The following is a 14812-nucleotide window of genomic DNA, read 5'->3' as shown; positions in this document are numbered from 1 at the left end:
CCTAAATATTTCTACTTTTTAATAATCACTGTGAGCCAATATATTATTTAATTAGTATTAATTTTTAAACCGCTACATCTTTATTTATGGAATTAAATATTGACTTTGTACTTTCTGTTATTCTCCTAGCTATATAAGGATTGTTCATCGTATATAGATGTATTCCCTTTACTCCACTAGACACTAAATCAACTATCTGTTCTACTGCATAGGCTATTCCTGCATCCTTCATAGCCTCTTTATCATATTCATATCTGTCTAATATTTTCATAAATTTTTTAGGTAATGTTGCACGAGATATTTTAATTATCCTCTCTATTTGTTTTTTATTAACTACAGGCATTATTCCTGCCTGTATAGGAACATTTATATTTTTTTGTTGTGCTTTATTTAAAAACTCATAGAATATATTGTTATCAAAAAATAATTGAGATATCAAATGTTCTGCCCCTGCGTCTACCTTTCTTTTTAATTCTTTTATATCCTTTTCTAAGCTTTCACATTCAATATGTCCTTCTGGATAACAAGCCCCTGCAACTCCAAAATTATCGTTTTCTTTTATTTTTCTTATGAGTTCAAAGGCATAGTTATATTCTCCAATAATATTTTTATCCTTTGGGATATCTCCTCTTAAAGCTAGTATATTTTTAATATTATTTTCTTTTAATTCTTTTATTATTAAATCTATATCATCCTTTGTTGAGTTTATACAAGTTAGATGTGCCAATGCTTCTATACCATATTTGTTTTTTACAAGAGATGATAACTCACAGGTTTTATTATCCTTTAAGCTTCCTCCAGCTCCATAAGTTACACTTATAAAATCTGGTGTTAAATCTTTTAACTCCTCTAAAGTTTCATATATTGTTTTTACAGATGATGTAGCTTTTGGTGGGAAAATTTCAAAAGAAAAAACTAAATTTTTTTGATTAAACAATTCTTTTATATGCATTCTAAAGCCTCCTAATAATTTTTTATATAGTGTATTGCAAATATTTAATTTCTGAGAGACTTTAAAAATAAAAAACCTAAAGGATATTTCCCTTAGGTTTAAAATTCCTAGATATATCCTCATCTCTCAGCTTATGCTGCAGGATTTAGCACCTTATATGCACTTTCATATAGGTTGCTGGGTTTCACAGGGCCAGTCCCTCCACCGCTCTTGATAAGTATTTAATTTTAATTTACTAAATTTTAACTGTAATTATATAATAAAAAATTATTATTGTAAAGAGTTTTTTTATATTCTTAGAAATTTTTTTACTTATCCACTATTTTGTATTTAAATAAATTTATTTGAAATTATTACAAAAATATGTATAATATATAATATATTCATTTAATATTTATGTGAATTTAATTAAAATTCTAATTAAACATTAAATTAAATATAATATTTATAGTGTGAGGTGTAAAAATGAAAAAAAAATTTATTAAAATGCTATGCTCAGTAGCTATATGTTGTATGATAAGTACAAGCTGTATAGCTAAAGTATCTGCATCCCCTTCTAATAATACCAAAGCTAATTCTAATGAAATTAGTATTCTAGAAGATAGTAGTAAATCTGAAAGAATCCCTTCTACTAAATCTAAACCTTTAGGTTTAAATGCTACAAAAACTAATACATCAAAGTATTCCTTTAGTGATTTAAACAAACTAAATAATAAAGAAATTCTAGATTTAACTTCAAAAATAAAATGGAATGATATTTCAGATCTTTTTCAGTACAACAAAGATAGTTATGCTTTTTATTCAAATAAAGAACGTGTACAAGCTTTAGTAGATGGTTTATATGAAAAAGGTTGTAGCTATACTGACACTGATGACAAAGGAATTGATACACTAGTTGAAATTTTAAGATCCGGATTTTATTTAGGATATTATAATGATTCTTTAAAATATTTAAACGATAGATCTTTTCAAGATAAATGTATTCCCGCAATGATTGCTATAGAGAATAATAAAAATTTCAAACTAGGTGAAAAAGGTCAAGATACAGTAATAAACGCTTTGGGTAAACTTATAGGGAATGCCTCTTGTAATGCTGAAGTAGTTAACAAAACAATGCCTATTTTAGAACAATATTATAGAGAAATGAACAAATATCCAAAGGATAAATTAAAAGCAGATGCTGTATATAATCTTATGAAAGAGATAAATTATGATATCTCACAATATGCATATGATCATAATATTACAGATGGTAAAAACACTCCTTGGTCCAGTAAAATAGATCCTTTCATAAATACAATTTCAAAATTTGCAGGTATATCTAAAGTTACAGAAGATAATGGCTGGATTATAAATAATGGTATTTATTATACTAGTAAATTTGCTATATATCATAGCAATCCATCTATTCCTCATTCAGTAATAGACAAATGTCTTCAAATACTTCCTGCTTATAGCGAACAATACTATATTGCGGTAGAAAGAATAAAGGAAGATTTTAATTGTAAAGATTCAAAGGGAAATGTTATAGACATTAATAAATTACGTGAAGATGGCAAAAAACATTATTTACCTAAAACTTATACTTTTGACAACGGAAAAATGATTATAAAGGCTGGAGATAAAGTAGAGGAATCAAAAATTCAAAGACTTTATTGGGCGTCTAAGGAAGTACAATCTCAATTTCATAGGATAATAGGTAATGATAAACCTTTAGAGTCAGGCAATGCTGATGATGTGTTAACTATGGTAATATACAATAGTCCAAAAGAATATAAACTAAATAGAACTTTATATGGATATAGTGTAGATAATGGTGGAATATATATCGAAGGAATTGGTACTTTCTTTACTTATGAAAGAACCCCAGAGGAAAGCATATATAGTCTAGAAGAACTTTTCCGTCATGAGTTTACTCATTACTTACAAGGGCGTTATTTAGTACCAGGATTATTTAATGAAGGTGATTTTTATAAAGGAAATAGTGGAAGAATCACATGGTTTGAAGAAGGTTCTGCTGAATTTTTTGCAGGCTCAACTAGAACTTCTGTATTACCAAGAAAATCAATGGTTGGTGGACTTTCTGAAAACCCTAAAGAAAGATTTAACGCAGATAAGATATTACATTCAAAATATGATGATGGATGGGAATTCTATAAATATGGATATGCTTTCTCAGATTATATGTATAATAACAATAAAAAACTATTCAGGGATTTAGTATCTACTATGAAAAATAATGATGTTAAAGGTTATGAAAACTTAATAGAAAATGCAAGTAAAGATCCTAACGTTAACAAAAACTATCAAGATCACATGCAAAAACTAGTAGATAATTACAATAATTACACAATACCACTAGTATCTGATGATTACATGAAAAAATATAATAACAAAAGCTTAAATGAAATAAAATCAGATATTGAAAGTACTATGGATTTAACAAATTCTCAAATAACTAAGGAAAGTTCTCAATACTTTGATACTTATACTCTAAAAGCAAATTACACATTAGATTCCAACAAAGGTGAAATTGACAATTGGAATTGTATGAATAATAAAGTTAATGAATCTCTAGAGAAACTAAACAAATTAGAATGGGGCGGATATAAAACAGTTACTGCTTATTTCTCAAATCCTAGAGTAAATTCAAATAATCAAGTAGAATATGATATAGTTTTCCATGGATTATTATCTCACAATAAAGATTTTAATGAACAACCAACAATTAAATTAGATTTCCCTAAAGTATCCAATACAGATGAGGAAATCAAATTTTCTAGTGAAGGTTCAAAGGATGATGGTAAAATAGTTTCATATAATTGGGATTTTGGGGATAACATTACTAGCACAGAAAAAAATCCTGTTCATATTTATAAAAATCCTGGTACTTATACAGTAAAACTTACAGTTACAGATGATAAAGGTTTAAAAGCAGAAAAAACTTCATCTATAACTATAAATAAAGTTCTTAAAGGAAATATAGTATTAGAAAAAGAAGATAATAATGATTTTACAACTGCTAACCCAGTTTATCTTAAGGATTTAGTAAATGGATCTGTTAGTTCATCAGATAATAAAGATACTTTTTATTTTACTGTTACTAAGCCTTCAGATATAACTATAACTGTAGAAAAAACTAATAAAGATAAAAGTGAATTTAACTGGCTTTTATTTAACGATGAAGATAAATCAAACTATATTGCTTTTCCAAATAAAGAACTAGGAGATCAACTTTCTAATACTGTAAAAATAGATAAACCTGGTAAATACTATTTAGTAATTTATAAAACCCTTGGAGAAAAAGCAGACTATAAATTTAGCATAGAAGGAGCTATATTGTCATCTTCAGAAGGTGACAAAGATACTGATACTAACCCTGACAAAGATAAACTAGTTATATCAGAAAAAGAAGATAATGATTCTTTTGATAAAGCTAATAGAGTTTGTAAGAACCAATCAGTACTAGCTACTTTAGATACTAACGATAATCGTGACACTTACTATTTTGATGCTTTAACTGCTGGAACTATAGATGTAATCATGGAAAACACTGATAATAATTCTAATATATTCAATTGGCTTGCTTACAGTAGTGACAATACCAATAATTATATTGGATATTCTACAAAAAAAGAAGGTAATAAACTTTTAGGAAGTTTTAAAGTACCTAAACCTGGAAGATATTATATATTAGCTTATAAAAATTCTTCAAATAAGATCAACTATAAATTAACTATAAATGGTGATATTGATAAGGCTCCCCTTAAAAATGAAATTCATGAAAAAGAAAACAACGATTCTTTTGAATCTGCAAATAAAATTGTACCTGATGCTCCTGTATTAGGTAGCCTAAATGGTGAAGATCTTAGAGATATCTATTCATTTGACATAAAAGAAACTAAAGATTTAAATATAAAACTAACTAATTTAAATAATTTAGGATTGACTTGGACTCTTTATAAAGAATCAGATTTAACTAATTATATTGCCTATGGATCAAAATTAGGTAATACAATAGTAGGTAACTGTCATGTAACCCCTGGTAAATATTATCTATATGTATATAAATATTCCGGTAATAGCGGTAATTATTCATTAATAATAAAATAATTTCTCAATAATAAAAATTCTAATTAATATTTTAAAACAAGAGGATGTTCAAAACTAGATTTAATTTTGAAACATCCTCTCATTTATTTATTTCTAATAATCAACAAACTAAAAATTGAAATACTTACTTTTTAGTAGATTCCTCATCTTTTTGTTGTTTCATAACAGAAGTTATAGTTTTGTCAAGGGTAGTTAACGCTTTAGTTATTTCATCAAGCTTTTTTTCTATTCTTAATAAAAGATATAAACTAACTGCTATAGGGAATCCCACATCACTTATAAGCTTTATTAATTGCTCATACATGGAATCCACCACCTTTTTAGAGTTTTTTATCCTCTACTATTAACTATGCTCTTCAAGTATCTTTTGCAGTTTTTTTATAGCTTTATTTTTAATATACCTTACCGAGTTATAGCTTTTATCTATAGAATTTGCCACTTTCTGAAGGCTATTATTTTTAATATAAAAGCTATTTATCACTTCTTTTTCCTCTGAGGTAAGCTTGTCTAATGCTTTATAAAGTTCATTTATATTTTCATAGGCTATTATTTCATCCTCTATAGTGAAGAAATATTCATTCCCTTTATCTGATATATTTTCATCTGGTATTTCTCTATGATGCTTTATCTCTCCTTTTAATAGAGCTTTATAATTTGTTTTAATAGTTTTTATACAATAGGGAATAAATTTACTTTCCTCCCCTTTAAACATATTAGCAGCCTTTATAACGGAAAGATATCCATGCTGTACTAAATCTTCATATTCATAACATGAAATTCTCCACTTTGAAGCCTCTTTTAATATAATTGGAGTAAAATATGCTATAATTTTGTTCAAAACTTCTGTATCTCCTTCTTTATATTTCTCTAGTAGCTTGTACAATACAAACACCATCCTCTTATTAATAAAAAATTATAGCTCTATCTACTATTCATATTATTTATACATCTCCTTAAGGTTGTCTACTAATTTAAAATTATGAAATATTTAATTATAAAAAAGAAGTAGTTTCTACACTATTTTTTTAATTTAAATTTATTTTATATATATAACTTATCCTGAATATTGCATTAATACACTTATTAACATAGTCCTCATTGTTTAAATTCATCTTTTTAATTATTTTTAATATACTTATATGGAATAAATAATTAAGGTGAGTATATGTTTTTTAGAATTCCAGAAGAAATTAATGGCACCAAAGATAAAATATATATTTTAGATACCAAATGTGCAGATGTAAACGGTGATGGATTCGATGAAATTATAACAGTTACAGGTAAAAAACCCTATGGTGAAAATGGTTTTATTGAAGATATAACCCTTAATGTAAAAAATAAAAAAACTAATGTTGATATAAGTATAAAACCAAAAGAAAATGCAGGTTATGAGCCAAATCTATTTATAGGTAAATTTGGAGAAGATAATATTCCTAAAGTATTTCTCTCTATAAATTCTGGAGGCAGCGGTGGATATTATTTTAACTATATTTATTCCTTTAAAGATAATATTGCAAGACTTATTTTTGATTATGAAAAATTTAGTAAAGATAATGAATATACCGTAGTATATGAAGACTATTATAAAGCAAGAGTAAAATCCTTAAAAGGTAATTTAGAAGGAATAATTGATCTTACAGCTATAAGAGATAAAGAATACTTATGACAAATTTATAATGAAAATGGTAAGCTTAAAGAACCTATAAAAGCTGAAGTTTTATTCCTTAGTAATTTATCTCCTTTAAGTTTAAATGGTTCTGATAGCTTTAACCTGCTTACCCATCAAAGAATTATAGGTCTTTATAATGCTGATACTCTAGGTTCAGTAGAATCTATTCTTAAGTGGGATGGTTATCAATTTTACCCTATTGTGACTCAACTTGTAGTATTGATGTAAAAATATTTTTAATTAAAATTTATAAAAACAAAAATTAAGCCTTATCTAAATATTGTGTGAAACTATTTAGGTAAGGCTATTTATATTCTATGAAAAATTTTTAGAACATAGATCTAAGACAATATTTATTATATAAAATTTCTTTTTAACTTAAAAACACTTATTAAAAATTAAAATTACTTAAAATTACTTAAAAACACTTGATAAATTACTTATGTTAGCTTATAATTAACTTATAATATTTCTGATCTGGAGGTATAAAGTTTTGTATCAAGAAGAAAGAATGAATAAAATATTAGAATATTTAAAAATAAATAAACGAATAAAAGTAGATGAAATATGTAAAATGTGCAATGTTTCAAGAGATACTGCAAGACGGGACCTTGTAAATCTTGAAAAAGAAGGAGCAATTCTTCGAACCCATGGTGGTGCCATATTACCTAATACAAGAGGTAAAGTAAAAAACTATGAGGACCGTCTTCTTGCTTATCCCGCTGAAAAAAAACTTATAGCAAAACTTGCAACATCTTTAATCAAAAACACAGATAAATTAATAATGGATTCATCAACCACAGTACAAATTTTTGCAGAAATGCTTGAAGTAGATAATTTATCTGTTATAACCAATTCAATAAATTTGGCACATACATTATCAAAAAAAACTAATATAGACATTCATTTATTAGGAGGAATTTTAGATTGTGAATATAAATTTTTATATGGTCCTAGTACCATAGCTATGCTTTCCAATTATTTTGCTGATAAAGCATGTATAGGTGCCCTTGGAATATCAGAAAAGGGTATAACTGTAGCTCATGCAGAGGATGCTTCTGTTATGAAAAAAATGATTGAACAATCTAATGAAACTATAGTTTTAGTAGACCACAGTAAATTCGGTAACAATAGTTTTTTTAAAGTATGTGATTTATGTGATATTGATTTAATAGTTACAGATAAATTACCAAATAAAGATTTAACTAAAATATTTGAAAAAAATAACATAGATATTATGGCTGTAAATGAGAAAGGTTAAGGTGCATAATGATGAAGTTAATAGCATTAGATTTAGATGGTACTCTATTAAATAATAAAAGCATCATAAGTAATGAAAATAGAGATGCCATTAGATATGCTCAAAATAAAGGAGTAGAAATCACGATTTCCACAGGACGCCCTCATTTTGATGTGTGTTCTATATGTGAAAAAGCAAATATATCTACACATATAATTGGAAATAATGGTGCTTCTATTCATTTTAAAGATAAGAAAAAATTATACTCTATAGGTATAGATAAAAACGATGTAAAAGAAATATTACATTGGTTAACTGATAAAAACTTTTATTATGAGGTATCTACAAATAAAGCTATTTATACTCCTTTTAATGGAAAAGATATGTTGAAAATAGAGGCAGATAAAGTAATTAGCAGCAATCCTAAATCTGTAAACATAGAAGAAATCTATGAATCCTGTGAAAAGCAACTTATTCAATCAGGCTTTGTTTTTGTAGATAATTATAAAGAAATATTAAGTAAAGATGATGATTTTTATAATATACTTGCATTTTCTTTTGATGAAAAAAAGAGAAAAGCTGGTATGGATTACTTTAAAAACTTAGATAAATTTTCAGTGTTCTCTTCTGGGGATCATAACTTTGAAATAGTTAACAAACATACTTCAAAGGGAGCTTCATTAGAAAGATTAGCCTCAAATTTAAACATATCCCTAGAGGAAACTATGGCCTTTGGTGATAATTATAATGATATATCTATGTTTGAAAAGGTAAAATATAGTGTTGCTATGGGCAATGCAGATGAAAATATTAAATCAATATGTAAACTGGTCGCAGATACTAATTATAACAATGGAGTAGCAAAAATGATTTATAAATTCATTGGCTAACTTTATAGAATATATTAAAACAATAAAAATTAATTAATCTCTTGTGGGCGTGACCTTTTGGGCGTAACCATAAGTTATTAATATGGACAGGAATATTATATCCTGTCCTTTTAATTACATATTTTAAAGTTAACTTTATTTTATTCAATTAAACTACACCTAATTTATACATACATTCCTATAGGCATTATATGTATGGCTGGTGCTTTTATTTCTGTTATGATACTCTTAGGTGTAACTATATTATTACTTCTAAGTATATCTAAGTATGGCTCTAAAGAATTTATGAAATCTATATAATAATCTTCCATACCTGTTTTATCTAATAAACATATACTTCCTTTATTATTTTCACATCTTAAAACCTTACCTAATACTCTACAGGGAAAATATGAATTATCATATATACTTTTGCTACAAAAGCACTTTTTATCCACACTTAATACTGCTTTGCATTGATTGAATCTTGTTACCACATTTGCGTAATCATTTGTTTCCAAAAGTTTCTTTAGAATTTCTAGTTGTTTTTCTATTATAGTGTAATTAGTAATAGCTTTTTCCATATCTGTATTTTGCAATAATTTATTTAACTCCTTAGAATCATAACACTTTATAATATCTAATAAATTTGTTATTTCATTACAAGTAGACTCTGATATAATATTTGAATCAAACTCAACGTATTCTCCTGGAATTAAATTATTATTAAAAATATCCTGGTCTGTAATATACCTTAGCATATTCTTATTTATGAGAGTATTTCTTAAATCATAAAACAAATAAAACTTAGTATATATTCTTTTTATTGTCAATTCATTTCTATTAACGGACCTGTCATCTAAAGACCCGGAAAAATCATTTACCATACTTTGTGAAATATCCTCTATTTTATTATGCTCTTTATCATTATTAGATATCTTATTATCTTCTGACCTTTGATTTTTACGGCCAGTTTGAAGCCTTATAAAATCACTTTTATCTCTCATAAATCTTATAGATTTACTTTCTATAAATCCATCTATTACTATAGGATAAATATCTGATAACAGCTTCTCATTTAAATAAATAGGCATAGGCATTAATTCATTCAAAGATGATCTGATTTAATTAATCAGACTTTTCACCTACCTTATATATTGATACTTATCATATCTATATATATTTTATAAAAAAATTATAAATTACTTTTTTGTTATGCTTATCTTAAGGGAATCTTTCCTATAATATTTATAAAATTTTTCATACCCGTAATACAATTTCACGTTATCATTTTCTTTTTCTTTGAACATAAAATTCTCCAACATATTACATGATATATTTAGAGGATTTTCATCATTAATTATTTTTATTTCTTAATATATAAAATCTTTACACTAATAATTAAACAAATCTATTTAATTATTGTTATTATTTAAAGCAACATCTTCTATTTTAGACCTTTCATGTCTAAAGGTTAATCCTATAATAGTTGCTATAATCATTAATACTGCTGCTACTATATATGCAGAATTATAATTTCCTGTAGAATCAAAAATAGCTGCTGCTGTCATAGGTCCTATAATTCCTCCAATTCCCCAGCCTGTATAAATTAATCCATAGTTAATTCCAAAATTCTTTACTCCATATCTATCTGTAGCTGCAGCAGGAAATATTGCAAATCCTGCACCATAACATAATCCTGCTATGGCTACTCCTATTGATAAAAGTACTACATTAGAATATCTAGGAAACATAAACATATTTATTCCTTGGAAAATAAATATCAATTTCATAAGATTTATTCTATCCATTTTATCTGATAAAGTACCACCTAATACTCTACCAAGTGTATTAAATATGGCAAGTAAAATAACTAATATAAATCCCCCCTGCCAATTTACCTGAATTTTCGCAATATTGGATATATGACCTATGATCATTAGTCCTGCTGAAGATGAAAATGCTAGCATTAGCCAAAGTTTATAAAAGTCTGCAGTCCTGATCATTTCTTGCCATGTACAATCCTTTGATGATTTTATCTCTTTTTTATCCTTAGAATTAATATTTTTATGTATAAAGTCTTCCGGTGGATTTTCTAAAAATTGTGCTAAAAGTACTGACAAAATTAAAGCACCTACTCCTATATATATAAAAGTTTTAGATAAACCAACTGTTTTTATTAAATAATTTGCTAATGGTGAATAGAATGCTGATGATAAACCTATTCCAGCTACTACTATTCCTGTGACCATTCCTTTTTTTTCATGTGGAAACCATTTTACCACCGGCGGTGCAGTAGAAGCATTTATAGTACCTATCCCTGCTCCCGCTATTATCCCCATAGTTAAAATCATTATATTAGGTTCTGTAAATATTCCTGAAAAAATAAGTCCTACTCCCATCAATATTCCACCTAAAGTTACTGTAAGTTTTGGCCCCTTTAAATCCTGAACTTTTCCAAATACCACCATAGCAATTACAAAGGATACTGTAATCACTGTATAAGGAAGGGAGGCCTGCTTGCTTGTCCAATTAAGATCATTAATTAATGATTTACTTATAACACTCCATATGTAAATTAAACCTGCAATAAAGTTGGTCGATGTTGCTACCCACAACACCCTATAGGATTTTTTATTCATTTTTAGTCCCCTTTCTGAAAACCTTTTAATTTCATATTGTTTTTAATTATATCATCTAAAAATATACTCTACAATATATATTTACTGCTTTTAAGAGGTTCTATATCTTTTTATGTAAACTTTTACATAAATCATGTTTAATTCTATAGTTATGTTATTTTATATCTTTTATATTTTTACTACAAATTAGATCTTATTTATAAGATAAGATTTGTTTAAATAGTATGTATATATTTTTGTTAAGAAATTTGTAAGAAATATCATACCTGTTTTGTTAAAAAGTTACTATATAATTGAATTATTCAAAGGTCATTATTCATTAAAAATCAGTTTAAAATTCTATAACAAAAAACAGTTCATTAAAAATTAAGGCTGACTTTTGTAGCCTATTTAGGAGGTAATAAAAATGGTATAATTTATTTGGTAAAGAAAGGATGGGACAAAATATGATTGAATATAAGGTTTTAATAGTTGATGATGAAGATGAAATAAGGGAAGCTATAGAAATTTATTTGAAAAATGAAGGTATAACTGTTTTTAAAGCTAAGGATGGAATAGATGCATTAATGCTTTTAGAAGACCAGGACATCCATCTTATTATAATGGATATTATGATGCCTAAAATGGATGGTATTAAGGCAACCTTCAAAATTAGAGAAAATAAAAACATTCCTATAATAATGCTTTCAGCTAAATCTGAGGATACGGATAAAATATTAGGGCTTAATATAGGGGCAGATGATTATGTTACAAAACCCTTTAATATGTTAGAACTAGTAGCTAGAGTAAAATCTCAACTTAGAAGATATGTAAACTTAGGAAACTACAAAGAAACTGAGGATAAAGTTGTGGCAGGATCTCTTATATTAGATAAGAAAAGGAAAATAGTATCTGTAGATGAAAAAGAAATAAGACTTACTCCTATTGAATATAAAATACTGGAACTTTTAATAGAAAACAAAGGAAGAGTTTTTTCTATTGAAGAAATATACGAAAAAGCTTGGAAGGAACCCTATTATAATGGTGAAAACACTGTAGCTGTACATATAAGAAGAATAAGAGAAAAAATTGAAATTAATCCTAGAGAACCTAGGTACTTGAAGGTGGTGTGGGGAATTGGTTACAAAATCCAAGAATAAATTTATCTATATAATATGTTTCATTGTAGGCATATATATGATATCTCTTTCAGTTTTAACTGGTTATGATTTAATAAAAAACAGAACGTGTCTTGTGAAAGATCCTTATTTTAGCAGCAAAGAGTTTGATGAAGAACTACAATCTTATTGCAACAATTTATATAACTTTCATATAACCTATAAAAATTTTAATGATAAAATTGCAGAAAGTAGAGTTACTAAAGAACAAATAACAACCTTAAAATCATTTTATGAAGATAATATACTAAGTTCTCAAATGACTATCAAAGATGAATATAATAGTTTTTTATCAGAAGCTGAACAATCTGGTGATAAAAACAAGCTCGCTAAATTAACTCAACAAAGAGATGAAAAACTTAAAGAAGTAGAAAAAGAAAATACTAAAACTGAGACTGAGTTAAAAAAAGAAATTGCATTATGGTCTTACAATGACTATAAAAACATAAAAAAAGCTATAGAATCTAAAAGAGAGATAAAATACTATATTAAAAACACCTTAACTAAAGAAGCTTATACTAATTTAGAACCTAAAACTAATATAGATAGATATATAAAAAATAATTCTATTTATTCTATAAGTTTTCCATTAAAATCTCGAAAAGCCGAAAAATTTTCAGAAACCAATAATTTACTTAATTCTTTTAACTGGGAAGGATATATTATAATTACAAAGGATTTTAATTCTAATGGTTATATATTAAAAAATTATAATTATTATAATTCCATTAGAGATAGGCTTGTAAAAGAAATAATTATAGGTATATCTTCCTTAATCATAGGAATTTTTATATTAACTCTGTTTAAAAAAAGAAATTGCTTAAATCCCCCTATCTTAAATAAAATAAAAAAAATATATAATAATATCCCTTTAGATTTAAAATTATTTATATTTATTTTATATACTGCTGTAATGGGAAGTTATTTAATAAATCTTAGTTTTTTTTATAAACCCTTAGGAATTAATCACTTTGTTATTATCACTTTAGTAAGCCTTTATATTTTATATTTAATATTTAATGTAAAATATGCTATAGGACTAAAAAAAGATAAAAATCAGTTTTTAATTCAATGTAAGGGAAGTTTCATTAATAAATTATTGAATGCTTTTAAAAATAGTAATTTGAATAAAAATATTAAATTTAAAATAGCTTTTATTATGGCATTATCCTTACTATCAGCTACATTTATACTCTTAGTAATATTACTAGGAACTCATAATATAATAGTTGCATCTATTGTGGCTATTATTTATATAGTTTTCCTTATTAGATACTTATTTAAAAAGGCTGATTATTTAAATGAAATATTAAAAGCTACAGAAGAAATGTCCTGCGGTAACTTAGATTATGCTATAAAGGAAAAAGGAAAAAGTACTCTAAGCAAAATAGCCCATAATATTAACAACATAAACAAAGGCTATAAAAAATCTCTAGAGGAACAGGTTAAAAGTGAAAGATTAAAAACTGAACTTATAACCAATGTATCTCACGATTTAAAAACTCCTCTTACCTCTATAATAAATTATATAGATTTACTTAAAAAAGAGGATTTAAGTAAAGACGAAGTTAATGCATACATTTCTGTTTTAGATAGAAAATCTGAAAGACTTAAATCCCTTATAGAGAATTTATTTGAAGCATCAAAGATGTCCAGTGGTGCGGTAGAGTTAAATATTGAAAAAATAGATGTAACAGCTTTATTAAAACAATCCATAGCAGAATTTGAAGAAAAAATCACAAAATCCTCTCTAGAACTTAAATTTAAATATGATAATAATAAAACTTATGCAAATCTAGATGGAAAGAAAACCTGGAGAGTATTTGAAAATTTAATAAACAATATTATAAAGTATTCTCAACCTAATACTAGAGTATATATAGATTTAATAGAAACAAATACTAAAATAATAATTACTATGAAAAATATCTCACGCTATGAAATGAACTTTACTTCTGATGAAATATTTGAAAGATTTAAAAGAGGAGATAAGGCTAGAAACACAGAAGGATCTGGCCTCGGTCTTGCTATTGCCAAAAGTATTGTAGAACTCCAAGGTGGAAACTTAAACATTAATATTGATGGGGACCTTTTTAAGGTAATTATAGAATTTAACAAATAATAAAATCAAAGCAAGATGAAGTATGAATAATCCTACATTTTCTCCTTA

11 protein-coding genes and 1 riboswitch are annotated in these 14812 nt (G+C 26.2%); of the genes, 6 read left to right on the top strand and 5 right to left on the bottom strand.

The genetic code is table 11. From position 1 onward, the window contains the following. Window positions 1-64: 64 nt before the first annotated feature. Window positions 65-952, bottom strand: a complete 888-nt coding sequence (metF, locus tag ACYUDJ_RS01035) for a methylenetetrahydrofolate reductase [NAD(P)H] (RefSeq protein WP_042385081.1) — start codon at window positions 950-952, stop codon at window positions 65-67. A 116-nt stretch (window positions 953-1068) separates the two neighbouring features. Then, a riboswitch (SAM riboswitch) is annotated at window positions 1069-1172 on the bottom strand. A gap of 245 nt (window positions 1173-1417) precedes the next feature. On the opposite strand from metF, the gene ACYUDJ_RS01030 reads away from it, so the two are divergent. Then, window positions 1418-5065, top strand: coding sequence for a collagenase (locus tag ACYUDJ_RS01030; RefSeq protein ID WP_003486243.1), 3648 nt, complete (start codon window positions 1418-1420; stop codon window positions 5063-5065). Window positions 5066-5189: 124 nt separating this feature from the next. Here the strand turns inward: ACYUDJ_RS01030 and ACYUDJ_RS01025 are convergent, their stop codons facing one another. Together ACYUDJ_RS01025 and ACYUDJ_RS01020 are read right to left on the bottom strand one after the other, a co-directional pair. Beyond that, a complete protein-coding gene (locus tag ACYUDJ_RS01025; protein ID WP_003486245.1) occupies window positions 5190-5369 on the bottom strand; it encodes a YvrJ family protein in 180 nt (59 codons plus the stop codon). A gap of 39 nt (window positions 5370-5408) precedes the next feature. Beyond that, complete coding sequence (locus tag ACYUDJ_RS01020; protein ID WP_030034920.1) at window positions 5409-5948, bottom strand: sigma-70 family RNA polymerase sigma factor; 540 nt, start codon at window positions 5946-5948, stop codon at window positions 5409-5411. A 282-nt stretch (window positions 5949-6230) separates the two neighbouring features. Here ACYUDJ_RS01020 and ACYUDJ_RS01015 point away from each other — a divergent pair, with 282 nt between their 5' ends. The 3 genes from ACYUDJ_RS01015 (at window position 6231) to ACYUDJ_RS01005 (ending at window position 8864) form a co-directional block, all read left to right on the top strand. Continuing rightward, complete coding sequence (locus ACYUDJ_RS01015; protein ID WP_242867361.1) at window positions 6231-6731, top strand: hypothetical protein; 501 nt, start codon at window positions 6231-6233, stop codon at window positions 6729-6731. A gap of 496 nt (window positions 6732-7227) precedes the next feature. Next, a complete protein-coding gene (locus ACYUDJ_RS01010) occupies window positions 7228-7995 on the top strand; it encodes a DeoR/GlpR family DNA-binding transcription regulator (protein WP_042385088.1) in 768 nt (255 codons plus the stop codon). Window positions 7996-8006: 11 nt separating this feature from the next. Beyond that, window positions 8007-8864 (top strand): Cof-type HAD-IIB family hydrolase, encoded by an 858-nt coding sequence (locus ACYUDJ_RS01005; protein ID WP_042385089.1) that lies wholly within the window; start codon window positions 8007-8009, stop codon window positions 8862-8864. 164 nt (window positions 8865-9028) lie between these two features. Here the strand turns inward: ACYUDJ_RS01005 and ACYUDJ_RS01000 are convergent, their stop codons facing one another. Together ACYUDJ_RS01000 and ACYUDJ_RS00995 are read right to left on the bottom strand one after the other, a co-directional pair. After that, a complete protein-coding gene (locus ACYUDJ_RS01000; RefSeq protein ID WP_139814318.1) occupies window positions 9029-9955 on the bottom strand; it encodes a DUF6414 family protein in 927 nt (308 codons plus the stop codon). Window positions 9956-10258: 303 nt separating this feature from the next. Next, window positions 10259-11485: an L-lactate MFS transporter gene (locus tag ACYUDJ_RS00995; protein ID WP_003486258.1), complete on the bottom strand. Its 1227-nt coding sequence runs from the start codon at window positions 11483-11485 to the stop codon at window positions 10259-10261. A gap of 449 nt (window positions 11486-11934) precedes the next feature. Here ACYUDJ_RS00995 and ACYUDJ_RS00990 point away from each other — a divergent pair, with 449 nt between their 5' ends. Together ACYUDJ_RS00990 and ACYUDJ_RS00985 are read left to right on the top strand one after the other, a co-directional pair. After that, window positions 11935-12624: a response regulator transcription factor gene (locus ACYUDJ_RS00990; protein WP_374760613.1), complete on the top strand. Its 690-nt coding sequence runs from the start codon at window positions 11935-11937 to the stop codon at window positions 12622-12624. 37 nt (window positions 12625-12661) lie between these two features. After that, window positions 12662-14764 carry a sensor histidine kinase gene (locus ACYUDJ_RS00985; RefSeq protein ID WP_460289521.1) on the top strand — a complete coding sequence of 701 codons (2103 nt, stop codon included), beginning with the start codon at window positions 12662-12664 and terminating at the stop codon, window positions 14762-14764. The last annotated feature ends 48 nt before the right edge of the window (window positions 14765-14812 follow it).

This window comes from Clostridium sp. CTA-6 (assembly GCF_054768115.1).
This window is presented reverse-complemented; position numbering and strand designations above follow the sequence as displayed.